The organism is Pseudotabrizicola algicola (genome assembly GCF_010915705.1).
GTDB classification, from domain to species: Bacteria; Pseudomonadota; Alphaproteobacteria; order Rhodobacterales; family Rhodobacteraceae; genus Pseudotabrizicola; species Pseudotabrizicola algicola.
In genome coordinates this window covers 35,656-60,385 of the sequence record NZ_JAAIKE010000002.1, presented here as the reverse complement: position 1 = coordinate 60,385, position 24,730 = coordinate 35,656, and the positions used below count along the sequence as shown (strand labels likewise).

Sequence of the window (24,730 nt, the reverse complement as noted above, 5' to 3'; positions counted from 1 at the left end):
CCGATGAATTTCGGTCTGGACCCAAACCCTGACGCGCATTACACCACATCCATGTCAGATAAAGCCGCCCCCCCCAAGATAGAGCCTGTCGAAGTCTCCGAACCCCTCAGCCGCGCCATTGGCGAGCGGTATCTGACCTATGCGCTCTCGACCATCATGCACCGCGCGCTCCCCGATGCGCGCGACGGGCTCAAACCCGTGCACCGCCGCATCCTCTATGCCATGCGCGAGTTGCGCCTGTCGGCCACCAGCGCCTTCCGCAAATCCGCCAAGATCTCCGGCGATGTCATGGGCAACTACCACCCCCACGGCGATGCCGCGATCTATGACGCGATGGCGCGTCTGGCGCAGGATTTCAACGTGCGCTACCCGCTGGTCGACGGCCAGGGCAACTTCGGCAACATCGACGGCGACAATCCGGCCGCCTCCCGCTATACCGAGGCGCGGCTGACCGCCATCGCCGAAACCCTGATGGAAGGGCTGGCCGAGAACGCGGTCGACTTCCGCCCGAACTACGACGGCACGCTGGAAGAGCCTGTCGTCATGCCCGCCGCCTTCCCGAACCTCTTGGCCAACGGCTCCAGCGGCATCGCGGTCGGCATGGCCACCAACATCCCGCCGCACAACCTTGATGAGCTGATCCAGGGCTGCCACGCCATGCTGCGCAACCCCCAGATCACCACGGCGGAACTGGTCGATCTGATCCCCGGCCCCGATTTCCCCACCGGCGGCATCATGGTGGAACCGCGCGACGTGATCCTCGAGGCGTATGAGACAGGCCGCGGCTCCTTCCGCACCCGCGCCAAATGGCAGGTCGAAGACCTCGGCCGCGGCACATGGCAGATCGTCGTCACCGAAATCCCCTATCAGGTCGCCAAGTCCAAGCTCATCGAAAAGCTGGCCGAACTGATCCAGACCAAGAAGATCCCGCTTCTGGCCGATGTGCGTGACGAATCTGCCGAAGACATCCGCATCGTGCTCGAACCCCGCGCCAAGACAGTCGAGCCCGAGGTGCTGATGGGCACCCTGTTCAAGAACTCCGATCTTGAAACCCGCTTCAGCCTGAACATGAACGTGCTGATCGACGGCAAGGTGCCAAAGGTGTGCAGCCTAAAGGAAGTGCTGCGCGCCTTCCTCGACCACCGCCGCGATGTGCTGCGCCGCCGCAGCCTGCACCGGATGGAAAAGATCGACCATAGGCTCGAGATTCTCGAAGGCTTCATCATCACCTTCCTGAACCTCGACCGCGTCATCGACATCATCCGCTATGATGCCGACCCGAAATCCGCGCTGATGCGCGAAAGCTGGGGCAAATCCCACACCCGCGCCACCTCGGAAAAGGATTACCGCTCCCCCCCCGAGGGCGAGGGCGAACTCACCGAGGTGCAGGCCGAAGCCATCCTCAACATGCGCCTGCGCTCCTTGCGCAAGCTCGAGGAAATGGAACTGATCGCCGAACGCGATGCCCTGACGCTGGAACGCGCGGGGCTGGTGGACCTCCTGGAAAGCGACCGCCTGCAGTGGAAACAGATCGGCGTCGAGTTGGAAGCCGTCCGCAAGCAATTCGGCAAGGGCACCAGGCTGGGCGACCGCCGCACCGCCTTTGCCGACGCGGGCGTGATCGAGGATGTGCCGTTCGAGGCGATGATCGAACGCGAGCCGATCACCGTCATCTGCTCGAAAATGGGCTGGATCCGGGCGATGAAGGGCCATGTCGACCTGACCGCCGAACAGAAATACAAGGATGGCGACGGGCCGCGCTTTGCCTTCCATGCCGAAACCACCGACAAGATCCTGCTGGTCGCTGCCAATGGCCGCTTCTACACGCTGATCGGGGCCAACCTGCCCGGCGGGCGCGGCATGGGCGAGCCCGTGCGCCTGATGGTCGACCTGCCCAATGACGCCGAAATCGTCTCGCTTGCCGTGTTCAAGCCGGGGGAAAAGCTGCTGGTCGCCTCCTCTGCGGGCGATGGCTTCATCGTGCCGGGCGAAGAGGTGCTGGCCCAGACCCGCGCGGGCAAACAGGTGCTGACGGTGCGCGACGGGGTGACCACCGCCGTGGTCACGGTGGCACGCGGCGACCATGTGGCCGTGGTGGGCGAAAATCGCAAGGTTCTGGTGTTCCCCCTGTCCGAACTGCCGGAGATGGCGCGCGGCAAGGGCGTGCGGCTCCAAAAGTATAAGGATGGCGGCCTGTCCGATGCCATCACCTTCACCCTTGCCGATGGCCTGTCGTGGAAAGACCCGGCCGGGCGCACCCGCCATGAACCCGACCTGACCGAATGGCTCGGCCCGCGCGCGGGCGCAGGCAAGATGGCCCCGCGCGGCTTCCCCCGCGACAACAAGTTCGCCTGACCCTCATCGCTCCCTGCGGGCGCTCTTCGGTCGCCCGACCCGTGCGCGCAAAGGGCCACAGCGAAGAGCGCCCGCAGGGAGCGATGAGCACGCCGCGCAGGCGCGCAGAGGCCCGCCACGAAGAGCGCCGAACCAACCGATGCGCGCGCCGCGCAGGCGTCCATACGTCCATCGCGAAGAGCGCCCGCAGGAAGCGATGCGCGCGCCGCGCAGGCCCGAGCCGCGCCAACACCCCGCCGCTCAGGGTTGCGCGCCGCCCGTCGCCTCTGTCACACGGTCCGCCGCCGCCCGCACCAGCGCGCCTATCCGCCCGGCATCCTCCAGCGCGATGCGAAACGCGGGGCCGGAAACCGAAAGCCCTGCCACCGGCTCGCCGTGGCTGTTGAAGATCGGTGCGGCGATGCAGCGCATCCCCGTGGCCCGTTCCTGATCGTCGATGGCAAAGCCGCGCGCCCGGATCTGCGCCAGATCGGCCCGCAGCGCCTCTGGCGTCACATGGGTGGCAGGGGTGGACCGCTCCAGCCCCTTGGCGCGCAGGATACGCTCCACCCGCATGTCGGAGTACCACGCCAGCAGGGCCTTGCCGATGCCTGACACATGCATCGGGGCCTTGGTGCCGGGCGGAAAGAAGGCGCGGATCGCCTCATGCGTTTCCACCTGACTCAGGAACAGCACCTCGTCCGCCGCCTCGATCCCCAGATTGGCCGTCTCGCCGGTGTCGCGCATCAGCGCATCCATCGGTTGCCGCGCCCGCTCCACCACCTTGGTGCGGCGCAGAAACGCGTTGCCCACCCGGAACGCCCCCGGCCCGATGTGCCAGACCTGCCCGCCGTCCTCGGCCTCCACCATGTCATGCTTTTGCAGCGTGACCAGCGCGCGGAATACGGTCGCCACCGCCTCGCCGCTTTGCGCCGCCAGTTCCGAAAGCGACAGGCCCGGCCGCGCCGCGACCTGCTCCAGCAGCGCAAGCCCGCGGTCCAGCGCCTGCACCGTGTTCTGGTCGGTCTTGTCGTGAAACGCCTTGGGCCGTCCGCGCGGCCGCAAAGAATTTGCCATCCCACACATCTCCTGCAATTCGTGAAAAAGGCTTAGTGACTGGATTTTATCGGAAATATCACGTTTTCAATGAAATGAAAAACCTTTTCGAAAAAATTGTCCCCCTGCGTTACACAGGTTAACGTCTTGTCATCAGCGCTTGGAGGAGCCGCCATGTATTCCCAGAACCCCGTCTTCATCCCCGGCCCGACGAATATCCCCGAGGCCATCCGCAAGGCCTGCGACATCCCCACGCTCGACCACCGCTCGCCCGCCTTCGCCCGGATGTTCAAGCCTGCGGTGGCCGGGGTGCGGCGGGTCCTGAAAATGGAGGAGGGCGAGGTGATCGTGCTGCCCTCTACCGGAACGGGGGGCTGGGAGGCCGCGATCACCAACACCCTCTCCCTCGGAGACACCGTGCTGGCCGCCCGCTTCGGCATGTTCAGCCACCGCTGGATCGACCTGTGCCAGCGCCACGGCCTGAACGTCCAGATCATCGAGACGCCCTGGGGTCAGGGCGCCCCCATCGACAGGATAGAGGCCGCCCTGAAGGCCGACACCGGCGGCACCATCAAGGCCGTCCTTGCCACCCACAACGAGACCGCCACCGGCGTGCGCTCTGATATCGCCGCCCTCCGCCGCGCGATAGATGCGGCAGGGCACGGGGCGATGCTGATGGTGGACGGCGTGTCCTCGATCGGCTCGATGCCCTTCGAGATGACAGCCTGGGGCGTCGATATCGCCGTCGCGGGCAGCCAGAAGGGGTTCATGCTCCCTGCGGGCCTCGCCATCCTTGGCGTCAGCCCCAAGGCCCTCGCCGCGATGGAGAGCGCCACCCTGCCGCGCACCTTCTTTGACTTCCGCGACATGCTGAAAAGCTATGCCGCGGGCGGATATCCCTATACCCCTGCCGTCGGCCTGATCGCGGGTTTGGCGCGGTCTGTCGAGATGCTCGAGGAGGAAGGGCTTGACGCGGTCTATGCCCGACACCACCGGCTTGCCGAAGGGGTGCGGCGCGCAGTGGCGGCATGGGGCATGCGGCCCTGCGCCGCCTCGCCCGAGCTATACTCTGACACCGTAACCGCCGTGTTGGTGCCCGAGGGCTGTAACGGCACCGATCTGGTGAAGCTGGCCGCAGACAAATACGGCATGGCCTTTGGCGTCGGGCTGGGCGAGGTCGCGGGCAAGGTTTTTCGTATCGGACATCTGGGGATGCTGAACGATGTGATGGTGCTGGCAGGTCTTGCAACCGCCGAGATGTGCATGGCCGATCTGGGCTGGCCGGTGCGTCTCGGGTCGGGTGTTGCGGCGGCGCAGGAATATTACCGCGGCTCGGCCGGAACGCTCGCCCTTGCGGCGGAATGAGGCGGAAAGGCCGGGGGGCTGTCTGCCCCCCGGACCCCCCGAGGATATTTAGGAACAGATGAACATGAAGGATCTGACCCCGATGTATGTGCCGACCTTCGACGACGTACTGGCCGCGCATGAGCGCATCCGTCCGCATATCCACCGCACGCCGGTGCTGACCTCGAGCTATTTCAACGAACTGGTCGGGGCGGAGTTGTTCTTCAAATGCGAGAACTTCCAGAAGGCGGGCGCGTTCAAGGTGCGCGGGGCCTGCAATGCGGTTTTCGGGTTGAGCGAGGCACAGGCGGCACTTGGCGTCTGCACCCATTCGAGCGGCAACCATGCGCTGAGCCTGTCCTATGCGGCGGGGCGTCGCGGGATACCCTGCAATGTGGTGATGCCGCGCACAGCGCCGCAGGCCAAGAAGGATGCCGTGAGGGGCTATGGCGGGGTGATCACCGAATGCGAGCCCTCGACCAGCAGCCGCGAGGCGGTGTTCGCGCAGGTGCAGGCGCAGACGGGGGGCGAGTTTGTGCACCCCTATAACGATCCGCGCGTGGTGGCGGGGCAGGCCACCTGCTCACGCGAATTGCTGGAGCAGGTCGAGGGGCTTGATGCGGTGATCGCACCGATTGGCGGCGGCGGGATGATCTCTGGCACCTGCCTCACCATGAGTGCGATTGCGCCGGGGGTCGATGTCTATGCCGCCGAGCCGAAGAATGCCGACGATGCCTATCGCAGTTTCAAGGCGGGCCGGATCATTGCCGACGACGCGCCCGAGACGGTGGCGGACGGGCTGAAGGTGCCGCTGAAGGACCTGACATGGCATTTCGTCTCGAACCATGTCGCCGACATCTTCACCGCCACGGAGGAGGAGATTGTCGAGGCGATGAAGCTGACATGGAAGCGGATGAAGATCGTGATGGAGCCGAGCTGCGCCGTGCCGCTTGCCACCATTCTGAAAAACAAGGACGTTTTCCGGGGGAGGCGCGTCGGCGTCATCATAACCGGAGGAAACGTCGATCTGGACACTTTGCCTTGGATGAAAGGGTAACGCCATGAACAAGCACGCAGATTTCGAAGGGCTGGAAGTGGGATACGACATCCCCGCGCTGCCGGGGATGGACGAGGCGGATATCCAGACGCCCTGCCTTGTGCTGGACCTTGATGCGCTGGAGCGCAACATCAAGAAGATGGGCGACTATGCCCGCGCGCATGGCATGCGCCACCGGGTGCATGGAAAGATGCACAAATCGGTGGATGTGGCCAAGCTGCAGGAGCAGTTGGGCGGTTCGGTGGGCGTGTGCTGCCAGAAGGTTTCGGAGGCCGAGGTCTTTGCGCGCGGGGGGATCAAGGATGTGCTGGTGAGCAACCAGGTGCGGGATTTGGCCAAGATCGACCGCCTGGCCCGCATGCCGAAGCTTGGGGCGCGCACCATTTGCTGCGTCGACATGATGGACAACGTGGCCGATCTGTCGGCGGCGGCGGTCCGGCACGGCACGCAGATCGAATGTCTGGTCGAGATCGATTGCGGCGCGGGGCGCTGCGGCGTCAAGACCACGCCGGAAGTGGTGGCCCTGGCCAAGGCGATCGAAGCGGCCGAGGGGCTGAAGTTTGCCGGCATCCAGGCCTATCAGGGCGCGATGCAGCACATGGATTCCTATGACGACCGCAAGGCAAAGATCGACCTCGCGGTGGCGCAGGTCAAGGATGCCGTCGATACGCTGAAAGCCGAAGGGATTGCCTGCGACATCGTCGGCGGCGGCGGCACCGGCAGCTATTACTTCGAGAGCAATTCGGGCGTTTACAACGAGTTGCAGTGCGGCAGCTATGCCTTCATGGATGCCGACTATGGCCGTATCCTCGACAAGGACGGTCGCCGGATCGATCAGGGCGAATGGGAAAACGCGCTGTTCATCCTGACATCGGTGATGAGCCATGCCAAGGCCGACAAGGCGATTGTGGATGCGGGCCTCAAGGCGCAATCGGTGGATTCGGGCCTGCCGGTGATCTTTGGCCGGACGGATGTGAAGTATGTCAAATGCAGTGACGAGCATGGGGTGGTCGAAGACCTTGGCGGCGTGCTGAAGGTCAACGACAAGCTGCGGTTGGTGCCGGGCCACTGTGACCCGACCTGCAACGTGCATGACTGGTATGTCGGGGTGCGGAACGGCAAGGTCGAGGTTGTCTGGCCGGTCAGCGCGCGCGGCAAGGCGTATTGAGATGGGAATCGCACATAGGATTTACGTCTGGCGCAGGTCTGGCGCGCGTATGGCAAATGTCATGACGCGGGTGCGACCATGCTGATCGTTCCTGAAAGCCTGATTGGCGGGCTGGTGTCGCCCGAGGATGCCTTTGCCGCTGTCGAGGCCACCTTTGCCGCGATGTCGCGGGGCGATGCCTATAACTTTCCGGTCGTGCGCGAGGCGCTGGGCGAGGGGCGGCAATACGGTTTCAAATCGGGGCTGGACCGGTCTGGCGGGCAACTGGGCGTGAAGGCGGGCGGTTACTTTCCCGGCAATGCGGCCAAGGGCATCATCAACCACCAGTCCACGGTGTTCCTGTTCGATCCCGAGACCGGACAGCCGACGGCCATGGTCGGGGGCGGTCTGCTGACGGCGCTGCGCACGGCGGCGGCCAGTGCGATTTCCATCGACCGGCTGGCGCGTGCCGATGCCCGCGTTCTGGGCATGGTCGGGGCGGGCCATCAGGCAGGGTTCCAGCTGCGGGCGGCCGCTCGGGTGCGGTCGTTCGAGCGGGTGATCGCGTGGAACCTGCACCCCGAGATGCTGGACCGGCTGGGCGCTGTGGCGGCAGAGCTTGGCTTGCCGTTCGAGGCTGTCCCGCTGGAGCGGATGCGCGAGGCCGATGTGATCGTGACAATCACATCGTCTCCGGCGGCCAGTCTGCTGGATGCGCATGTGTCGGCGGGCACCCATCTGGCCTGCATGGGCACCGATACCAAGGGCAAGCAGGAGGTCGAGCCCGCGCTCCTGGGGCGGGCTGCGGTCTTTACCGACGAGGTGGCGCAATCCGTCTCTATCGGAGAGGCGCAGCACGCGGTGGCTGCGGGCCTGCTCGGGCCGGAGGCAATCACGCCCTTGGGGGATGTGCTGACCGGCGCGCATCCGGGCCGCAAGACGGCCGAGGAGATCACGCTGTTTGACGGAACCGGCGTCGGACTTCAGGATCTGGCGGTGGCGGCGATGGCGGTGCGGCGCGCGCAGGAGCGTGGCGAGGGGATCAGCGTTGCCCTTTAGCCGGGAAAGCTTGTTCGGGTGACAAAGCGGCGCTTGCGCGGGGCGCGGGCGCGTGCTGAACCTGCGGCGGATCCATGGGGGACATCATGCGGGTTTTCATCAATGGCTTTGGCCGGATCGGCCGCTCGGTTCTGCGTGCTTGGGCTTCGGACGGGGCCGCATGGCCGGGGCTGGAGGTGGTGGGGATCAATGATATCGCCGCCCCCGAGATGTGCGCGCATCTCTTCGAGTTCGACAGCGTTTTCGGCCCGTGGCGCGGCAGCGTGCAGCTGGAGGGCGGGTCACTTGTCGTCAACGGCAAGGCCATTCCGCTGTTCCGCACGCCGGACCTGTCGGTGCTTGATCTTGCGGGCGTCGATGTGGTGATGGAATGCACCGGGAGGGCCGACCACCCCGAGGTGGCCGCGCGTGGCTTGCGGGCGGGGGCGCGGCGGGTGTTGATTTCCGGCCCGTCAGGCGCGGCGGAGGTCACCGTTGTGCTTGGGGCCAATGACGAGGCGCTGGCGGATCAGAAGATCGTCTCGAATGCTTCTTGCACCACCAATGCGCTGGCCCCGCTGGCCCGCCTGATCGAGCGGGAATGGGGCGTGGTGACCGGGTCGATGACCACGATCCATTGCTATACCGGCAGCCAGCCGACGGTGGATGCACCCGCGGCGGATTACGCACGCAGCCGTGCCGCGGCGCTGTCGATGGTGCCGACCACCACAAGCGCCTCGCGCCTGCTTGATCTGGTCTTGCCGCAAATGGCGGGGCGGATCGAAGGCTCGGCGGTGCGGGTACCGGTGGCGAGCGTGTCTTGTGTCGATCTGTCGGTGATGACCGCGCGTCCGGTGACCGTCGCCGCCGTCAACGCCGCCTTTCATGCGGCAGGCGGGGTGATCGGCGTGACCGACCGCCCGCTGGTTTCGACCGACCTGCGCGCGCGTCCGGAAAGCATCGTGATGGCCACGCCCGAGACGAGGGTGACAGCAGGCGGCCTGCTTCGGGTGTTCGGCTGGTATGACAATGAATGGGGCTTTTCCAACCGCATGCTGGATGTCGCGCTGCGCATGGGGTGACCCGCGCATGGGGGCTCTGCCCCCAAACCCCCGGAGTATTTGAAAAGCAGCAAATTGCATTTGCACCTTCCTGGATACGCCCGCGCGGAGCGCATCCCCCTCAGGGCTTGCGCCGCGGCTTTTCATCTGGCGCCGGGGTCAGCCCGTAGCGGGCTGCAAGCGCCCAGACATGGGCCGGAACCATGTTCTTGAGCCGGGCGGGGTGGGTCCTGCGCAGGTGAAGGATGGTCTCGATCGCCTTCATTTCCACGCGGGCGCGCGCGAATTCGAGGCCCTTGGGGCCAAAGTAGCGTTGCAGGAGGCCGACGAGCGGGCGGAGCAGATCGGGCATGCGGCGCAGCGGCAGGCCGCCTGCGGCGCGGGCGGTGTTGGCGGCGAAGCCCCTGACGGCCGCTTCGCGTCGGCCCGAGGACGCGGGCGGGGCGGTGTGCAGGCGGTCGGCGACAAGGGAGAGCAGGGTCGCCCCGCGCGGATTGCGGGCGATGATCCACTGATCGCCGCTGCCGCCCATGTAGCCGACGGTGATGTCGGCCAGTCTGTTTGTGTAGTCGACGCAGGTTTTGCAGGTCATCGGAAAGAAATCGGCGGGAAGCTTGCTGATGGGCAGTTGCAAGAACGGAATGAGCCGCGGTTTGCGGCCATCGTCAAAGCGCAACTCGACGCGGAAGTCGGCGCGAAATTCCAGATAGCTGATGGCCCCCGGTGCCTCGTCGAGCAGGTCGAGGAACCGGTGGAAATTGGCGGTGCTGGTGTTGTCCGAGCAGGGCGTGCCGATGATGTAGAGCGCCTCGAGCCCCAGCTCCACCTCGAGTGCGCGCAGGGCATAGGTCTGGCAGGGGATGCCGATCATCGCAAGGCGCCTGTGGCCTGCGGCGCGGACTGGTTCCAGGAGGGCCAAGGTGGGCGCCCAGCCCATGCGCATGCCGCGCGCCTGTGCCAGATCGGCGGGGTCGGTGATGAGCGCGGGCAGCGGTTTCCAGCGGTCTTGCGGGTCGGGGACCACGGTGAGCACGGCATCGACCAGCCCGTGTTCGAGCAATGTCGCCGCGAGGGTGGTCGTGATGCCGGTCCACTGCGCGCCGGGGGCGGGCTCTTTCAGGCGGGCGCGCAGCATGGTCTGAGTGACGCCGAAGAAGGCTTCGTCATTGTCGGGGTTGGCGGTACGGCCATGCGTGCGGCGCTCCAGCGCCGGATAATCGGGCGCGATGAACTGGCAGGCGCGCCCGCAGGCGCGGCCGTCGCCCAGACGGGACACGCCGCAATCGGTGCAGAGCCCGGCCCGCGGCGCGCCGGGGAGGGCGGGGGTCTGCGGGCCGGGGCGGGTCTGGTCGAACATGCTGTCTCCTGCGCTGGGGGCAGGATAGAACTGTCAGGAAAAAATGACAGTGCTTTGTCATCTTTTGTCGGCGACTTTTGGAAATGGCGCGTGCTAGCGTGCCGGATATGGAGGGATATCATGGAGATCAGGCGACCGGAGGCAGCGGATTTCGAGGCTTGGTGCGCGCTCTATGCGGGCTATGCCGCGTTTTATCAGGTGACACAGACCGACGAGATGCGGGCGCGCGTCTGGGGATGGATCTGCGATCCGGCGCATGAGGTGGAAGCTCTGGTGGCCAGCAGCGGCGGCCGGCTTCTGGGGCTTGCGCATTTTCGGGCCTTTGCGCGCCCGCTGTCCGCGAGCACGGGCGGATTTCTGGATGATCTGTTTGTCAGCCCCGAGGCGCGCGGCACGGGGGCGGCGGCGGCCCTGATTTCGGGCGTCGCCGACGAGGGACGCCGGCGGGGGTGGAGCGTGATCCGCTGGATCACGGCAGAGAACAATTACCGCGCGCGCGGCCTGTATGACCAGATGGCGCAGCGCACGGTCTGGGTGACATATGACCATAAGCTCTAGCGCGCGGCATCCGCGACCTTTGGCGGATTGACCGACGGGGGCGCCACACTACGCTGAACAGGAGGAGGAGCGCGCGATGACCCTGATTACCAGCCCGCTGGCCGATGTGCCGGTGCGTGACATCTCGATCACCGATTGCCTGTTTGAAGGCCTGGCCGATGCGCCGGACCGTGTCGTGCTGATCGACGGGCCGAGCGGGCGCAGCCTGACCGGGGCGGCGCTGATGGCGCAGGTGCGCAGCCTTGCGGGAGGGTTGACCGAGCGGGGCTTTGGCGCGGGGCAGGTGGTGGCGCTGATGGCGCCCAACATGCCCGAATATGCGGTGGTGTTTCACGCCGTGGCCTATGCGGGTGGCACCATCACCACCCTGAACCCCACCTATACCGCGCCAGAGATCCGCCATCAGCTTACCGATGCGGGTGCGTCCCTGCTTGTCACCATTGCCGATTTCCTGCCGCAGGCGCTTGCCGGGGCCGAGGGCACGGGGGTGCGGCAGGTCGTGGTGATCGGCGGGGCAGAAGGGCATGCCGCGCTGGACGATCTGATGAGCGCGCCACTGACGGCGCAGGTGCCCGTCGATCTGGAGCGTCACATCGTGGTGCTGCCCTATTCCAGCGGCACCACCGGCCTGCCCAAGGGCGTGATGCTGAGCCATCGCAATCTGGTGGTGAATGTCGATCAGGCGCGCGCCGTGATCCGCGTGGTTCCGGCCGAGGTGACGGTGGCCTTCCTGCCGTTTTTTCACATCTATGGCATGAATGTGCTGATGAACATGCATCTGGTGGCGGGGGCGGCGCTGGTGACGATGCCGCGCTTCGATCTGGCGGGCTTTCTGGGCCATGTGCAGCGGCACAAGGTGCGGATGGTGATGGCGGTGCCGCCTGTGGTGCTGGCGATGGCCAAGCATCCGATGGTTGCCGACTATGATGTTTCCAGCCTTGAGATCCTTGTTTCGGCGGCGGCGCCGCTGGGGGCCGAATTGTCGGATGCCTGTGCGGGGCGGCTGAACGCCCGCACCATTCAGGGCTATGGCATGACGGAGTTGAGCCCGATCTCGCATTTCTCGAATGAAGAACATGCCAAGCCCGGGGCGGTCGGCATCACGGTGCCGAACACGCAATGCAAGGTGGTGGACCCGCAGACAGGCAAGGCGCTGCCCATCGGGGAAGAGGGGGAGCTGTGCATCAGGGGGCCACAGGTGATGCAGGGTTATCTGAACAACCCCGAGGCAACCGCGCGCACGATCGATGCCGAAGGCTGGCTGCATACCGGCGATATCGCGGCTTTTGATGCTGATGGCCAGCTTTTCATACGGGACCGCCTGAAGGAGCTGATCAAGGTCAAGGGCTTTCAGGTCGCCCCTGCCGAGGTTGAAGCCGTGCTGCAAACCTGCCCCGGTGTGCTGGATGCCGCCGTGATCGGTGAGGCGGACGAGGCGGCGGGCGAGGTGCCGGTGGCCTTTGTCGTATCGCAGGACGGGGTGAAGGACGAGGCGCGGGCGCAGCAGATCATCGCGTTTCTGCGCGGACATCTGGCTACCTACAAGGTGCCGTCGCGGGTTGAATTCATAGAGGCGGTGCCGAAATCCGCGAGCGGCAAGATTTTGCGGCGGATGTTGCGCAAGACCTGACGGGCCGGTCGCGGCGCGATGCCAAGGCCGGGCTACCCCGGCCTTGGCGTCTGGCGCTATTATTCGCCGGCTTCTTCGGGCAGCAGGAGATTCAGCCCGATGGCGATGGCGGCGGCTGGCAGGAGGCCCGATGTCAGCAGGATTTGCGCCGTCTGGCCCATGTGCTGCAGCGCCTCTGGCACCTGTTGCAGGCCAAGGCTGACCGACAGGGCGGTGGCGAAGATCACCATGTTGCGGCGGTTCCACTTCACTTCCGACAGCATGTTGACCCCTGCGGCGCAGACCATGCCGAACATGACGACAACACCGCCGCCCAGCACGTTGATCGGCACCGTGTTGATGGCCGCCCCGATCTTGGGGACGAGGCCGCAGATGATAAGGAAGATCGCGCCGATGGTAACGACATGGCGGCTCATGAGCCCCGTCATGGCGATGAGGCCGACATTCTGGCTGAAAGAGGTGTTGGGCAGGCCGCCGAATACTCCGGCAATCGCGGTGCCTGCACCATCGGCAAAGGTCGCGCCCTCGATTTCCTTGTCGGTGGCCTCGCGTCCGGCACCGCCCTTGGTGATGCCCGAGACATCGCCGACGGTTTCAATGGCCGAAATGATTGCCATGAAGCACATGCCGATGACGATGGCCGCGTTGAATTCGAAGCCCCAGCGGAAGGGGTTGGGCAGGGCGAAGAGGCCTGCACGCTCGACGGCGACAAAGCTGACCTGACCCAGCATCAGGGCCACGATGTAACCGGCGATGATCCCGACCAGCACCGCCGCCACCGCAAGGAAGCCCCGGACAAAGAACTTGATCGACAGCGTGACAAGGATCACGACCAGCGCCGGTGCCCATTGCGCAAAGCTGCCGAAGCGGATCGTGCTCCAGTCGACGGGGGTGCCATTGGCCTTGGCCTCGGCAATGGCGCGCATGCCGGCTTCCATCGCGGGAACGCCGCCTGCCGCATACTGGATGCCGACCTTGACCAGAGCCAGACCGATCATCAGCACGATCAGGCCGGTGACGAGCGGCGGCAGGGCATAACGGATGCGGCCGATCACGAAGCCAAGGCAGAAATGGAACAGACCGCCAATCATGACGCCCGTCATCAGCCCGCCTAGGCCTGCCGCGCCAAGCCCCGCAACGGCGGGAATCATGATCGGCACAAAGGCGAAAGAGGTTCCCTGCACGATGGGCAGACGCGCGCCGACCGGCCCCATGCCGATGGACTGGAACAGGGTGGCGATGCCTGCGAACAGCATCGACATCTGGATCATGTAGGTCATGTCCGGAAAGCCGAGCGCGCCCTGGTCCGAGCCAAAGCCGATACCGGCCGCGCCGCAGACAATGATCGCGGGGGTGACGTTCGAGACGAACATCGCCAGCACATGCTGGATCCCCAGCGGAACGGCCCGCCCGAGCGGCGGCATGTAGTCGGGGTCGCGCATCTGCTGCGCGGTTCCCAAAGCGGAACTTGTCATGGTGTGGTCCTCTCCCTCGGGCATCTTTTTCACCCTCTGCGCTGCCCGGATGCAGAGGGGTTAGCTGCGCCCCCTCCTCAGGGTGCGAGAACCGTCCAGCTTTCGCTGTAGCGGTGTTCCTCCAGATTGGCGGTGGGACCGATCCGGTCTACCACCGCAAACAGGCCGGGGGCGTGGAGCGGGGTCAGCACCCCGTGCCAGACGCCGCGATGAAGGTTGATGCCTTGGCTGCCATCGGTCAGAAAGGCGAGCGGCGTCGCCTCCGGCCCCTGCGAGACGATCACCAGAAACGGGTCTGCCGTCATCGGCACAAAGGCCTGGCTGCCGTCTGGGTGGCGCTCGATCAGGTCGAAGGCATAGGGCAGGCTGCGGGGAACCGCCTTGAAGATCGACACTCCGGCCCGGCCATCGGGGCCGAAATCGAGCTTTGCGCGGTCATGGTGGCGCTGGCAAAGCCCTGCATTGATAAGACGGAAATCGCCGCTGGCCTCCAGCACATCGCCAAAGGGCGCGAAGGCGGTGGCGGTAAGGGGCTGGGCAATGATCTGCGGCATCTGTGGCACCTGTGGCTTGCGGCGGGCCGGGGGCTTTGCCTCCCGGCCCCCCTTCGGGGTCGTCAGGAACGGATCGGGGATCAGCGCAGCGCGCCAAAGCCGCCCGGGCCGCGCAGTTTGGCGTGCCGGTTCACGTCCTTGTAGAGCAGATAGCGGAAGGGGCCGGGGCCGGCGGCATAGCAGGCCTGCGGGCAATAGGCGCGCAGCCACATGAAATCGCCCGCCTCCACCTCGACCCAGTCCTGATTGAGTTTGTAGACGGCCTTGCCCTGAAGCACATAAAGCCCGTGCTCCATCACATGGGTTTCCTCGAACGGGATGGTGCCGCCGGGCTGGAAGGTGACGATGTTCACATGGGCATCGTGGCGCAGATCGGCGGGGTCGGCAAAGCGCGTGGTTCCCCAAGCGCCATTGGTGTCGGGCATCAGGCTGAGCGGCACATCCCGCTCGTTGATGAGGATGGGATCGGGACGGTCGAGGCCGGGGGCCGGTTCGTAAAGCTTGCGCAACCAGTGGAAGCGCGCGGGCGTGCCGCCTTCGGCGAGCAGTGTCCAGCGGGTGCCGGCAGGGATATAGGCATAGCTGCCCGCTTCCATCTCGTGACCGGTGCCGTCAAGGGTCAGGGTCGCGAGCCCTTGGGTGAAGAACAGCCAGTGTTCGGCCCCGTTCTCGGGGTCGGGCCTGTCGGAGCCGCCGCCGGGTGCGACCTCCATGACATATTGGCTGAAGGTTTCCGAAAAGCCCGACATGGGCCGCGCGATCAGCCAGAGCCGGGTGTCGCGCCAACCGGGCAGGGCGCTGGTCACGATATCGGAAAAGCAACCGCGCGGGATGAAGGCATAGGCGTTGGTGAAAACCGCGCGCTGGGTCATCAGGTTTGTCTGCGGCGGCAGGCCGCCGGTGGGGGCGTAATACTGGGTCATGGCAAAAGGTCTTTCAGCCGCAGTTCGGCGATGCGTTCCACTTGTGCGCAGGCGGTGGCGAATTCGGTTTCGGTGTCGTTGCCGATGCGGGCTTCGAAGGCGGCAAGGATGCTGGCCTTGGTGTTGTCCCGCACGGCGATGATGAAGGGGAAGCCGTGCTTGGCGACATAGGTCGCGTTCAGGCGTTCGAACTGCGCCCGCTCGTCGTCGGTGAGCGCATCCAGCGCGGCGCTGGATTGTTCGGCGGTGGACTCGGGGGTCAGCCGTTTGGCGGCGGCGAGTTTGCCTGCCAGATCGGGATGGGCCTGCAGCACGCCCAGTCGTTCGGCGGGGCTGGCGCTGCGGAACATGCGGGCAAGGGCGTTGTGCAGCCCCGCCGCGCTGTCATGGGCTGGCCCGAGTTCAAGCGAATGCGCGCGCTCGGCGATCCACGGCGAGTGTTCGAAGATGCTGCCGAAGCGCGCGACAAAGCGGTCGCGGTCCATCTGGCTGGGCCGTTCGCGCCGCTGATGCGGATGGGTCTTGGCCCAATGTTCGGCAATGTCGATGCGGCGGGGGAACCAGACGCCCTCATGCCCCTGCGCATAGTCGAGAAAGCGTTTCAGCCCCGCGATCTTGCCCGGACGACCGATCAGGCGGCAATGCAGGCCGATCGAGAACATCTTGGCCGCGCCTGCCTGACCTTCGGCATAGAGCGTGTCGAAGCTGTCCTTGAGATACTGGAAGAACTGCTCTCCGGTGATGTAGCCCGGCGCGGTGGCAAAGCGCATGTCATTGGCTTCGAGGGTATAGGGGATGACCAGCTGGTCATGGTCGCCGACTTCCAGCCAATAGGGCAGATCATCGTCATAGGTGTCCGAAATCCACGCAAGGCGATGCGTCTGCGCGGTCAGCCGCACCGTGTTCATGCTGCAGCGTCCGGTATACCAGCCCTGCGGCGGGCTGCCGACCACTTCGGTGTGCAGGCGGAACGATTCCCCGATCTGGGCGGCTTCCTCGGCCTCTGGCATATCTCGGTGGTCGACCCATTTCAGCCCGTGGCTGGCGATCTCCCAGCCTGCCGCCTTCATGGCCGCCACCTGTTCGGGGTTGCGGGCAAGTGCAGAGGTGACGCCGTAGATGGTCACGGGAATGTCGCGTTCGGTGAACAGGCGGTGCAGGCGCCAGAAACCGGCACGCGCGCCATAGTCATAGATCGATTCCATGTTCCAGTGCCGCATGCCCGGCCAGGGGGCGGCTCCGGCGATATCGGACAGAAAGGCCTCGGACTGGGCATCCCCGTGCAACAGGTTGTTCTCGCCGCCTTCTTCATAGTTGAGCACGACAGAAATGGCGATCCTTGCGCCACCGGGCCATTTTGCATCGGGGGCATCGGGGCCGTGGCCGCGAAAATCTCGGGGGTATCTGTTCACCTGCGAACCCTCACTTTCAAGCGTTGCCGCAAGATAGGCCGGAAATATGCGGGATTTTTTCAAGAAATTCGTGAAAGACATATCCGGTGATGACATGGTCGCATCGGACGCGCTTTCGTGCTGTGATAAGAGGCAGAACAGATCAAGGAGTGGGCGATGGGGCGGCTTTCGACGCATGTGCTGGACACGGCACTTGGCAAACCGGCGGCAGGGGTGAAAATCCGGCTTTATCGGGTCAGCGGGGACACCCACGAGAAGATTGCCGAGGTTGTGACCAACAGTGATGGCCGCACCGATGCCCCGCTTCTGGCCGGTGATGCGCTGCAGGCCGGAACGTATGAGCTGCTGTTCTTCGCGGGGGATTATCTGCGGGCGACGGGGCAGGCATCTGGTGATGTGTTGTTTTTGAACGAAATTCCCATCCGTTTCGGGGTGCCCGATGCCGCGCAGCACTATCATGTGCCGTTGCTGATCTCTCCCTTCGCCTATTCGACCTATCGGGGCAGTTGACCCGCTCGGGGCAACGCTGCCGCAAACCTTGTCTTGCGCTTCTGCCGAGAAAGCGGTTTTGTCTTGCGACAAGTAAAACGCCTTTCCGGGAGAATGAGATGTTCAGGACCAAGGTATTGATGACGGCGCCGGTCATGGCGTTCTTGATGTGCGGCACCGCCCATGCGGCCCTGACGGTCGATCAGGTCTGGGCCGATTTGCAGGCTGCGGCGACAGCGGGCGGCATGACGATCACCGTCGCCACCGAAGTGCCGGGGGACCGCGAGTTGACGCTGAACGGGGTCAGCATCGCGCCGACCGGCGCGGCGGCGGTTGCCACGATTTCGGAGCTTGCCATTGTCGAGCAGGAAGACGGCAGCGTGGCGTTCTTCCCCGGCGAGATCAAGCTGCTGAACACCGGACCGGCGAATGTGGTCATCAGCCATGAGGAACTGTCGGTCAGCGCCTTCGAGGATGCGGGTGGTCTGGGCTATGGCATCGATGCGGACAGTCTGAAAGCGGTTGTGAACATTGATGACGGCGCCAGCAGCTTTGCAGGCACTTTCGATCTGATCTCGGTCGGCGGGCGCTATACACGGGGTCTCGACGCGCTGGGCGTGGACATGTCGGCCGAGCGGTTGGCCTATGACATCAAGCAGGTCGATCCGGCGATCGGGGTCGACAGCACCCAGATCAGCGAGACCGCCGATCTGGTCCTGAGCGGGGAAATCACGCTGCCGGACGGGATCGACCTGACCGCCTTGCAGGACAGTGCAGGCTTCATCGCGGCAGTGCGTGCCGGCCTTGGCCTTGACTTCGAAGCGTCGCAGGGCGTCTCCAAGGGGGAGATGGTTGAAAACAATGCAGCGATGCCCCTGAGTGTCGTCTTCACCACCGAGCCCGGGGTGACGACGCTGACGGCGAATGCCGAGGAAGTTGCGATGTCGACCAGCGTCGAGGGGATGGAGTTTTCCCTGCGCCCGCCGATGCTGCCTATGCCCGTCAATGCCACGTCTGGCGCGTTTGTGCTGGGCCTCGGCTTGCCCACGGTGACCGGGGATGAGGCTGGCGATTACGGATTTGAGCTGAAGCTGGAAAATCTGGAGTTCGACGAGGCTGCGTGGGGCATGGTTGATCCGTCCGCCGTGCTGGAGCGTGGCCCGCTGGATGTCGCGCTGGACCTTGGCGGCAAGGCAAAGATCGACATGCTGGACCTGATGGCGGCGGGTGAAACCGGCACGCCGCCTGCCACCATGCCGGAATTGCAGTCGCTCGACATCCGCACGCTGGCGATCAAGGCTTTGGGCGCCGCGGCGACGGGAAGCGGGGCCTTCACCTTTGACAATTCGATGGTGGCTATGGGGGGCCCGCCGCTGCCCGTCGGCACCGCCGATGTGCGCCTCGAAGGGGGCAACAAGGTGATTGACGCGCTGATCAAACTGGGCGTGATGACCGAGGAAGACGCGATGGGCGCGCGCATGATGATGGCCATGTTCGGCCAGCCTGCGGGCGATGATGTGCTGACCTCCAAGATCGAAGCGCGCGAGGGCGGCTCGATCTTTGTGAACGGCCAGCAGATCCAGTAAGCGGCCCGACCCACATGAGACGCCCGCGCCACCCGGCGCGGGCGTCTTGCGTCTGTGTCAGCCGTCGATGGCGCGGCGCAGTTCGTCCTTCATCCGCGCGGCCATGTAATCGGTGAACAGCCGCACCTTCGGGTCTTTGAGCCGCCGGTGCTGGCTGAGGCTGGACAGCTGCACCGCAAGCGGCGGGGTGGCGACCGCCACCGGTACCAGCGCGCCCGAGCGCAGATGCTCGGCAACCTCGAACTGCGGTTTCATCACGATGCCCCGCCCGCTGAGCGCCCAATGCGTCAGCACATCGCCATCATCCGACTCATAGGGACCGGTGATTTCGAACCGTCGCGGGCCATCGGGGGTGGTCAGGGTCCACTGGAACTCTTTCGCCCCCGGATAGCGCAGGTTCAGGCAATCGTGCCGGTCGCGCACAAGCGCTGCCCCGTCCTCGGGCATGCCGCGCCGTGCTATGTAATCCGGGGCCGCGCAAAGCACCCGCTGGCAGTCGGCGATCAGCCGCACCTTGAGCGTGCTGTCGTCCAGAATCCCGAGGTGAAAGGCCACGTCGATGCCTTCGCTGACAACATCGACCCCCCGGTCAGACAGGCGCAGGCGCACATCGATCAGCGGGTAAAGGTCTTTGAAGGCCGGAACATGCGGCGCGATGAAGCGCCGCCCGATGCCGAGGGGCGCGGCAACGAATATGGTGCCGCGCGGATTCTGGGTGACATCCATCACCGCCGCCTCGGCGTCCTCGATCGCCTCGAGTATTCGCACCGCGCCTTCGTAAAAGATGCGGCCATTCTCGGTGGGTTGCAGGCTGCGCGTGGTGCGGTTGAAGAGGCGCACGCCCAGATGCTTTTCCAGTTCCGAGATTCGCGCCGAAGCAACCGCCGGAGAAGTGCGCTGGTCGCGGGCCGCGCCACTCATGCTGCCCAATTCATAGACACGGACAAACATGCGGATGGTGTTGACGTAGGACATCTGGGCGCATCCCATTATATCGCAGGATTTGAAAGTGATCCGGCATTTCTTTGGATTAACAGAAGATACCCCGCCGGTATAGCGTTTCGCAAAGGCAATCAGGGGAGCGCGCGATGTATGATCTGGCGGTGATGTGGGAATGGGTCGAGATTGGCGTGCGCTGGTTGCATGTGATCACGGCCATCGCATGGATCGGGTCCTCGTTCTATTTCGTGGCGCTTGACCTTGGCCTGCGCAAGACCCCGAGCCTGCCACCGCTGGCGCATGGCGAGGAGTGGCAGGTGCATGGCGGCGGCTTCTATCACATCCAGAAATATCTGGTTGCCCCCGCGATGATGCCCGAGCACCTGACATGGTTCAAATGGGAGAGCTATGCGACGTGGCTTTCGGGTTTCGCCATGCTGGTGCTGGTCTATTACCTTGGCGCCGAGATGTTCCTGATTGATCCGCAGGTGATGGATCTGGCCGTGTGGCAGGCGGTGGCGATTTCCCTGGCCTCGCTTGCCTTTGGCTGGCTGGCCTACAACACCCTGTGCCGTGTGTTCGTGAATGCCGATCAGACCGTGCTGATGGTGGCGCTGTTCGCGGTGCTGGTGGGGATGTCGTGGTTCTACACGCAGGTGTTTTCGGGCCGTGCCGCCCTGCTGCATCTGGGGGCCTTCACCGCCACCATCATGAGCGCGAATGTGTTCATGATCATCATGCCGAACCAGCGGATCGTGGTGGCCGACCTGAAGGCGGGGCGCACACCGGATGCCAAATACGGCAAGATCGCCAAGCAGCGCAGCACGCATAACAATTACCTGACGCTGCCGGTGCTGTTCCTGATGCTGTCGAACCATTACCCGCTGGTTTTCGCGACGCAATATAACTGGATCATCGCCAGCCTCGTGTTCCTGATGGGGGTGACGATCCGTCATTGGTTCAACACCAAGCACGCCCGCAAGGGGAACCCGCACTGGACATGGGGGCTGACCGCCATCCTGTTTCTGGTGATCGCGTGGCTGTCGACCGCACCGCTGCGCACCGTGCCGGAGCCCGAAGCCGCACTGTCGGGCGCGGCCTTGCGCCATGCCTCGGCTGCCGGTTTCGATGAGGTGGTCGGCATCGTGCAGGGGCGGTGCAGCATGTGCCATGCCGCCGAGCCGAACTGGGAAGGCATGGTCTGGCCGCCCAAGGGCGTGGTGCTGGAAACCGAGGCGCAGATCGCGCATGAGGCGCGGCGCATCTACCTTCAGGCGGGCGTCAGCCATGCGATGCCGCCCGGCAACCTGAGCTATATGGAGCCCGAGGAACGTCTTGCGATTATCCGCTGGTTCCGCGCGGCGGGTCTTGGCGGCATCGAAGGCTAGGCCGCGGCAAGCAAAAAGGGCCGGTGCAGCACCGGCCCTTTTGCGCCACATGCGGCGGGCGTCAGCCTTCGAGGCAGGCTACGATGTTGGTGGCAAGCGCGCGCATCAACGCATCATAGGCATCGGGGCCGGGTTCGATGGTGCTGCCTTCGGGGTCAAGTGCCGCGCCGATGCGGGCAGTGGTGCCATCGGCCATCTGCACCACAAGCGCGGGGTCGTGCTGCGCCTCGGGGAAGAGGCAAAGCCCGTCTTCGGCAGCGACGGTTTGCGACAATTCGCGAAGCCGTGCCGCGCCGGGTGAGCTTGCATCGCCAAGGGCCACCGTGCCCGCGACGTTCAGCCCGTAATGGCTGGCAAAATAGCCATAGGCATCATGGTAGACCACAAAGGGCTGGCCCGCGACGGGGGTCAGCAGCGCGGAAAGCTCTGCATCCAGCGCGTCTATGCGTGCCTGCGCGGCGGCGGCGTTTGCCTGATAGGTGGCGGCATTCTCGGGGTCCAGCCGCGCCAATTCGGCGGCAATGGCGCCCACCCAGACCTTGGCATTCGCCGGGTCCAGCCATGCATGCGGGTCCAACCCGCTGTGCGCGTGGTCGCCATGATCTGCATGATCGTGACCGGCGTGGTCGTGACCTGCATGATCGTGCTCTGCATGATCGTGACCGGCGTGGTCATGATCATGGCCATGATCCTCCGCCTTTGCCTCCTGCGCATGATCGTGGTCGTGTTCCGCGTGGTCATGCCCTTCGTGTTTCCCTGCGGCCTTTTCCTCGGCATGGCCGTGGTCATGGCCTTCGGCTTCGTGCGCATGGTCGTGTCCGCCGGTCTCGCCGTAGTTCTGCCGGAAGGTGCCCTCTGACGCCAGCAGCGCAAGGCGCGGCACATCGGGTGACAGCCCGTTCAGGGCGCGCTCCATCCACGGGGTCAGTTCCGGCCCGATCCAGATCACCAGTCCGGCATCGGCAAGACTTGCGGCCTGACTGGGGCGCATCTGGTAGCTGTGGGCATTGGCCCCACGGTCGAGCAGAAGTTCCGGCTGCCCCAGATCGCCCATGACCTGCGCCGCGATGGCGTGGACAGGCGGAACATCGGTGACGACGCGCGGCACCTCGGCAAGGGCGGGCAGGGCGGTGCTGGCCAAAAGGAAGGATATGATATAACGCATCGTATGGGCCTTTCTGAACGTCTCTGCTGGCCTTATGTATGTTATATCATAACTGGTCAACCCATGAGGAGGCTGCTATGCCGCATGACCACGCGCCCGGCGATCCGCATCGGGACGGCGACACGGCGGGCGAGTGCCCCGGCTGCGCCGCGCCCGATCTGGCCTTTGCCCGTCATGACCACGCCCATTGTGCCGCCGACGTGCTGGCGCGCGCCGATGCGCTGGCGGCAGGTTCGGGTGCGCGGATGACTCCGGTGCGCCGCCGCGTGCTGGAGATCCTGCTGGAGAACCACAAGGCGATGGGGGCCTATGACGTGCTGCAGCGACTGGCGGCAGACGGGTTCGGCAACCAGCCGCCGGTGGCCTATCGGGCGCTGGAGTTTCTGGTCGAGCAGGGGTTTGCGCATCGCATCCGCCGCCTGAACGCCTTTGCCGCCTGCATGCATCCCGGCGAGCCACATGCGCCTGCCTTCCTGATCTGCAAATCCTGCGACACGGTTGCCGAAGCGCCGGCAGCCACGGTGCGGGCTGCGCTTGATCGCGCTGCCGACGCCGTGGGGTTCGTGATTGAACGCTCGAACATCGAGGCTCTGGGTCTTTGTCCCGCCTGCCGGGATGCCGCGCCATGACGCTGATCGCGGCCGATCACCTGTGCGTGCGCTTTGGCGGCAGCGAGGTGCTGCATGACGTGTCCATCGCCGTGCAACCCGGCGAGATCGTCACCATCGTCGGCCCGAACGGGTCGGGCAAATCGACGCTGCTGCGCGCGCTGCTTGGCATCGTGCCAGCCGCGCAGGGCAGGGTGCAGCGCGCGCCGGGTCTGCGCATCGGCTATGTGCCGCAGCGGCTGGCGCTGGATCGCAGCCTGCCGATGACGGTGCGGCGCTTCCTGTCCTTGCCGGTGCGCGTGAGCGATGCCGCCGCCAGTCAGGCGCTTGCCCGTGTCGGGGTTCCCGCTGTGGCACAGATGCAGATGTCGAGCCTTTCGGGCGGCCAGTTGCAGCGTGTGCTGCTGGCGCGCGCCCTGCTGTCCGACCCGCAGCTTCTGGTGCTGGACGAGCCGACACAGGGGCTGGATCAGCCGGGCGAGGCGGGTTTCTACCAGTTGATCGAGGATGTGCGGGCGCAAAGCGGTGTGGCGGTGCTGATGGTCAGCCATGATCTGCATGTGGTGATGGCCGCGAGTGACCGTGTGGTCTGTCTCAACGGCCATGTCTGCTGCGAAGGCACCCCGCATGTGGTGTCTTCGGCACCAGAGTATCGTGCCCTGTTCGGCCTTGGCACCAAGGGCGCGCTCGCGCTTTATCAGCATGTGCATGACCATGACCACGGCCATGACCACGCGCATGCCCATCCCCACTCCCATGCTCATGACCATAGCCATGCTTGATGATTTTCTGACCCGCGCCGCCTTGGCGGGTGTGGGCCTGTCGCTGGCCACGGGGCCTTTGGGGTCTTTCGTGGTCTGGCGGCGCATGGCCTATTTTGGCGATGCTACGGCACATGCCGCAATTCTGGGGGTGGCTTTGGCCTTGGCCAGTGATCTGCCGATCGGATTTGGCATCATGGTTGTGGCTCTGGCGATGGCGGTGACCGTTGCTACCTTGGCCGCAAAGGGCTGGGCGATGGACACCACTCTGGGGGTGCTGGCCCATTCGGCGCTGGCCTTCGGTCTGGTGGCGGTGTCTTTCGTGCCGGGGGTGCGCACCGATCTGTCGGCGTGGTTGTTCGGCGATATCCTTGCGGTCAGCCGGGGCGATCTGGCCTTTGTCTGGGGCGGGGCGATCGTGGTTCTGGGCCTGCTGGCATGGCGCTGGCAGGCGCTCTTGACCGCGACGCTGAACGAAGATCTTGCCCATGCCAGCGGCCTGAACCCGGATCGGGAGCGTCTGGCGCTGACGGTTGCCCTGGCCATCGTGGTTGCGGTCGCGATCAAGGTTGTCGGGGCGCTGCTGATTGCGGCGATGTTGATTATCCCTGCGGCCGCCGCGCGCAGTCTGTCCCGCACGCCGGAAGCGATGGCGGTTTTTGCCATCGGCATCGGGGCGGTGTCGGCCTTGGGCGGGCTTTACCTGTCGCTCTGGCAAGACACGCCCGCCGGTCCGTCCATCATTGTGATCGCTGCGGGCATTTTCGCGGTGACCGCCGCCTTGTCGCGTCCGCGCGCATGAAAAACGGGGTGGCTTGCGCCACCCCGTTCCTTACGCATCGCGTAAA

22 protein-coding genes are annotated in these 24,730 nt (G+C 65.1%); 14 read left to right on the top strand and 8 right to left on the bottom strand.

The window, feature by feature from the left end; all coding sequences use genetic code 11:
• Positions 1 to 51: 51 nt before the first annotated feature.
• A complete protein-coding gene (locus G3572_RS06780; protein WP_164610137.1) occupies positions 52 to 2,355 on the top strand; it encodes a DNA topoisomerase IV subunit A in 2,304 nt (767 codons plus the stop codon).
• A 240-nt stretch (positions 2,356 to 2,595) separates the two neighbouring features.
• Here the strand turns inward: G3572_RS06780 and bhcR are convergent, their stop codons facing one another.
• Positions 2,596 to 3,411 (bottom strand): HTH-type transcriptional regulator BhcR, encoded by an 816-nt coding sequence (gene bhcR, locus G3572_RS06775; RefSeq protein WP_164610135.1) that lies wholly within the window; start codon positions 3,409 to 3,411, stop codon positions 2,596 to 2,598.
• A gap of 153 nt (positions 3,412 to 3,564) precedes the next feature.
• Between bhcR and bhcA the strand changes: the two genes are divergently transcribed.
• The 5 genes from bhcA (at position 3,565) to G3572_RS06750 (ending at position 9,058) form a co-directional block, all read left to right on the top strand.
• Positions 3,565 to 4,755 (top strand): L-aspartate--glyoxylate aminotransferase BhcA, encoded by a 1,191-nt coding sequence (gene bhcA, locus G3572_RS06770; RefSeq protein WP_164610133.1) that lies wholly within the window; start codon positions 3,565 to 3,567, stop codon positions 4,753 to 4,755.
• Positions 4,756 to 4,819: 64 nt separating this feature from the next.
• Positions 4,820 to 5,791 (top strand): beta-hydroxyaspartate dehydratase BhcB, encoded by a 972-nt coding sequence (gene bhcB, locus G3572_RS06765; protein ID WP_164610131.1) that lies wholly within the window; start codon positions 4,820 to 4,822, stop codon positions 5,789 to 5,791.
• A gap of 4 nt (positions 5,792 to 5,795) precedes the next feature.
• Positions 5,796 to 6,959, top strand: coding sequence for a 3-hydroxy-D-aspartate aldolase BhcC (gene bhcC, locus G3572_RS06760; protein WP_164610129.1), 1,164 nt, complete (start codon positions 5,796 to 5,798; stop codon positions 6,957 to 6,959).
• A 78-nt stretch (positions 6,960 to 7,037) separates the two neighbouring features.
• Positions 7,038 to 7,997 carry an iminosuccinate reductase BhcD gene (gene bhcD / locus G3572_RS06755; protein WP_164610127.1) on the top strand — a complete coding sequence of 320 codons (960 nt, stop codon included), beginning with the start codon at positions 7,038 to 7,040 and terminating at the stop codon, positions 7,995 to 7,997.
• Between the two features lie 86 nt (positions 7,998 to 8,083).
• Positions 8,084 to 9,058: a type I glyceraldehyde-3-phosphate dehydrogenase gene (locus tag G3572_RS06750; protein ID WP_164610125.1), complete on the top strand. Its 975-nt coding sequence runs from the start codon at positions 8,084 to 8,086 to the stop codon at positions 9,056 to 9,058.
• 100 nt (positions 9,059 to 9,158) lie between these two features.
• Here G3572_RS06750 and G3572_RS06745 read toward each other — a convergent pair whose 3' ends face one another.
• Positions 9,159 to 10,394, bottom strand: a complete 1,236-nt coding sequence (locus G3572_RS06745) for a coenzyme F420 hydrogenase/dehydrogenase beta subunit N-terminal domain-containing protein (protein WP_164610123.1) — start codon at positions 10,392 to 10,394, stop codon at positions 9,159 to 9,161.
• Between the two features lie 120 nt (positions 10,395 to 10,514).
• On the opposite strand from G3572_RS06745, the gene G3572_RS06740 reads away from it, so the two are divergent.
• Together G3572_RS06740 and G3572_RS06735 are read left to right on the top strand one after the other, a co-directional pair.
• Positions 10,515 to 10,952 carry a GNAT family N-acetyltransferase gene (locus G3572_RS06740; protein WP_164610121.1) on the top strand — a complete coding sequence of 146 codons (438 nt, stop codon included), beginning with the start codon at positions 10,515 to 10,517 and terminating at the stop codon, positions 10,950 to 10,952.
• Between the two features lie 76 nt (positions 10,953 to 11,028).
• On the top strand, positions 11,029 to 12,582 hold the full coding sequence (locus G3572_RS06735; protein WP_164610119.1) for an AMP-binding protein: 1,554 nt from the start codon (positions 11,029 to 11,031) through the stop codon (positions 12,580 to 12,582).
• Positions 12,583 to 12,641: 59 nt separating this feature from the next.
• Here the strand turns inward: G3572_RS06735 and G3572_RS06730 are convergent, their stop codons facing one another.
• The 4 genes from G3572_RS06730 to puuE all read right to left on the bottom strand — a co-directional run bounded on the left by G3572_RS06730 (position 12,642) and on the right by puuE (position 16,946).
• Positions 12,642 to 14,057, bottom strand: coding sequence for a uracil-xanthine permease family protein (locus G3572_RS06730; RefSeq protein ID WP_164610117.1), 1,416 nt, complete (start codon positions 14,055 to 14,057; stop codon positions 12,642 to 12,644).
• A gap of 77 nt (positions 14,058 to 14,134) precedes the next feature.
• Positions 14,135 to 14,611: an ureidoglycolate lyase gene (locus G3572_RS06725; protein ID WP_205518634.1), complete on the bottom strand. Its 477-nt coding sequence runs from the start codon at positions 14,609 to 14,611 to the stop codon at positions 14,135 to 14,137.
• An 80-nt stretch (positions 14,612 to 14,691) separates the two neighbouring features.
• On the bottom strand, positions 14,692 to 15,534 hold the full coding sequence (locus tag G3572_RS06720) for a bifunctional allantoicase/(S)-ureidoglycine aminohydrolase (RefSeq protein WP_164610114.1): 843 nt from the start codon (positions 15,532 to 15,534) through the stop codon (positions 14,692 to 14,694).
• Positions 15,531 to 16,946 (bottom strand): allantoinase PuuE, encoded by a 1,416-nt coding sequence (gene puuE / locus G3572_RS06715; protein WP_164610112.1) that lies wholly within the window; start codon positions 16,944 to 16,946, stop codon positions 15,531 to 15,533. Before puuE ends, G3572_RS06720 begins: the two co-directional genes overlap by 4 nt.
• Positions 16,947 to 17,102: 156 nt before the next feature.
• On the opposite strand from puuE, the gene uraH reads away from it, so the two are divergent.
• Together uraH and G3572_RS06705 are read left to right on the top strand one after the other, a co-directional pair.
• The gene (gene uraH, locus G3572_RS06710) at positions 17,103 to 17,456 is read left to right on the top strand and encodes a hydroxyisourate hydrolase (RefSeq protein ID WP_164610110.1); all 354 of its coding nucleotides are present in this window, start codon (positions 17,103 to 17,105) and stop codon (positions 17,454 to 17,456) included.
• Positions 17,457 to 17,554: 98 nt separating this feature from the next.
• The gene (locus tag G3572_RS06705) at positions 17,555 to 19,021 is read left to right on the top strand and encodes a hypothetical protein (protein ID WP_164610108.1); all 1,467 of its coding nucleotides are present in this window, start codon (positions 17,555 to 17,557) and stop codon (positions 19,019 to 19,021) included.
• A gap of 57 nt (positions 19,022 to 19,078) precedes the next feature.
• Here G3572_RS06705 and G3572_RS06700 read toward each other — a convergent pair whose 3' ends face one another.
• Positions 19,079 to 19,996 (bottom strand): LysR family transcriptional regulator, encoded by a 918-nt coding sequence (locus G3572_RS06700; RefSeq protein WP_164610106.1) that lies wholly within the window; start codon positions 19,994 to 19,996, stop codon positions 19,079 to 19,081.
• A gap of 113 nt (positions 19,997 to 20,109) precedes the next feature.
• Here G3572_RS06700 and G3572_RS06695 point away from each other — a divergent pair, with 113 nt between their 5' ends.
• Positions 20,110 to 21,348, top strand: a complete 1,239-nt coding sequence (locus G3572_RS06695) for a urate hydroxylase PuuD (protein WP_164610104.1) — start codon at positions 20,110 to 20,112, stop codon at positions 21,346 to 21,348.
• Positions 21,349 to 21,409: 61 nt separating this feature from the next.
• Here the strand turns inward: G3572_RS06695 and G3572_RS06690 are convergent, their stop codons facing one another.
• Positions 21,410 to 22,513 carry a zinc ABC transporter substrate-binding protein gene (locus G3572_RS06690; RefSeq protein ID WP_164610102.1) on the bottom strand — a complete coding sequence of 368 codons (1,104 nt, stop codon included), beginning with the start codon at positions 22,511 to 22,513 and terminating at the stop codon, positions 21,410 to 21,412.
• Positions 22,514 to 22,590: 77 nt separating this feature from the next.
• Between G3572_RS06690 and G3572_RS06685 the strand changes: the two genes are divergently transcribed.
• From G3572_RS06685 to G3572_RS06675, 3 genes are read left to right on the top strand one after another with little or no spacing between them, the layout of a single operon-like run.
• Positions 22,591 to 23,142: a transcriptional repressor gene (locus G3572_RS06685; RefSeq protein WP_164610100.1), complete on the top strand. Its 552-nt coding sequence runs from the start codon at positions 22,591 to 22,593 to the stop codon at positions 23,140 to 23,142.
• Positions 23,139 to 23,903 (top strand): metal ABC transporter ATP-binding protein, encoded by a 765-nt coding sequence (locus tag G3572_RS06680; RefSeq protein ID WP_164610098.1) that lies wholly within the window; start codon positions 23,139 to 23,141, stop codon positions 23,901 to 23,903. Before G3572_RS06685 ends, G3572_RS06680 begins: the two co-directional genes overlap by 4 nt.
• The gene (locus tag G3572_RS06675; protein ID WP_164610096.1) at positions 23,896 to 24,684 is read left to right on the top strand and encodes an iron chelate uptake ABC transporter family permease subunit; all 789 of its coding nucleotides are present in this window, start codon (positions 23,896 to 23,898) and stop codon (positions 24,682 to 24,684) included. The genes G3572_RS06680 and G3572_RS06675 overlap by 8 nt, the downstream gene beginning before the upstream one ends.
• The last annotated feature ends 46 nt before the right edge of the window (positions 24,685 to 24,730 follow it).

Coding starts and splice junctions, on each gene's coding strand:
- G3572_RS06780 (WP_164610137.1), top strand. CDS start 52: ATGTCAGATAAAGCCGCCCCCCCCAAGATAGAGCCTGTCGAAGTCTCC.
- bhcR (WP_164610135.1), bottom strand. CDS start 3,411: ATGGCAAATTCTTTGCGGCCGCGCGGACGGCCCAAGGCGTTTCACGAC.
- bhcA (WP_164610133.1), top strand. CDS start 3,565: ATGTATTCCCAGAACCCCGTCTTCATCCCCGGCCCGACGAATATCCCC.
- bhcB (WP_164610131.1), top strand. CDS start 4,820: ATGAAGGATCTGACCCCGATGTATGTGCCGACCTTCGACGACGTACTG.
- bhcC (WP_164610129.1), top strand. CDS start 5,796: ATGAACAAGCACGCAGATTTCGAAGGGCTGGAAGTGGGATACGACATC.
- bhcD (WP_164610127.1), top strand. CDS start 7,038: ATGCTGATCGTTCCTGAAAGCCTGATTGGCGGGCTGGTGTCGCCCGAG.
- G3572_RS06750 (WP_164610125.1), top strand. CDS start 8,084: ATGCGGGTTTTCATCAATGGCTTTGGCCGGATCGGCCGCTCGGTTCTG.
- G3572_RS06745 (WP_164610123.1), bottom strand. CDS start 10,394: ATGTTCGACCAGACCCGCCCCGGCCCGCAGACCCCCGCCCTCCCCGGC.
- G3572_RS06740 (WP_164610121.1), top strand. CDS start 10,515: ATGGAGATCAGGCGACCGGAGGCAGCGGATTTCGAGGCTTGGTGCGCG.
- G3572_RS06735 (WP_164610119.1), top strand. CDS start 11,029: ATGACCCTGATTACCAGCCCGCTGGCCGATGTGCCGGTGCGTGACATC.
- G3572_RS06730 (WP_164610117.1), bottom strand. CDS start 14,057: ATGACAAGTTCCGCTTTGGGAACCGCGCAGCAGATGCGCGACCCCGAC.
- G3572_RS06725 (WP_205518634.1), bottom strand. CDS start 14,611: ATGCCGCAGATCATTGCCCAGCCCCTTACCGCCACCGCCTTCGCGCCC.
- G3572_RS06720 (WP_164610114.1), bottom strand. CDS start 15,534: ATGACCCAGTATTACGCCCCCACCGGCGGCCTGCCGCCGCAGACAAAC.
- uraH (WP_164610110.1), top strand. CDS start 17,103: ATGGGGCGGCTTTCGACGCATGTGCTGGACACGGCACTTGGCAAACCG.
- G3572_RS06705 (WP_164610108.1), top strand. CDS start 17,555: ATGTTCAGGACCAAGGTATTGATGACGGCGCCGGTCATGGCGTTCTTG.
- G3572_RS06700 (WP_164610106.1), bottom strand. CDS start 19,996: ATGTCCTACGTCAACACCATCCGCATGTTTGTCCGTGTCTATGAATTG.
- G3572_RS06695 (WP_164610104.1), top strand. CDS start 20,110: ATGTATGATCTGGCGGTGATGTGGGAATGGGTCGAGATTGGCGTGCGC.
- G3572_RS06690 (WP_164610102.1), bottom strand. CDS start 22,513: ATGCGTTATATCATATCCTTCCTTTTGGCCAGCACCGCCCTGCCCGCC.
- G3572_RS06685 (WP_164610100.1), top strand. CDS start 22,591: ATGCCGCATGACCACGCGCCCGGCGATCCGCATCGGGACGGCGACACG.
- G3572_RS06680 (WP_164610098.1), top strand. CDS start 23,139: ATGACGCTGATCGCGGCCGATCACCTGTGCGTGCGCTTTGGCGGCAGC.
- G3572_RS06675 (WP_164610096.1), top strand. CDS start 23,896: ATGCTTGATGATTTTCTGACCCGCGCCGCCTTGGCGGGTGTGGGCCTG.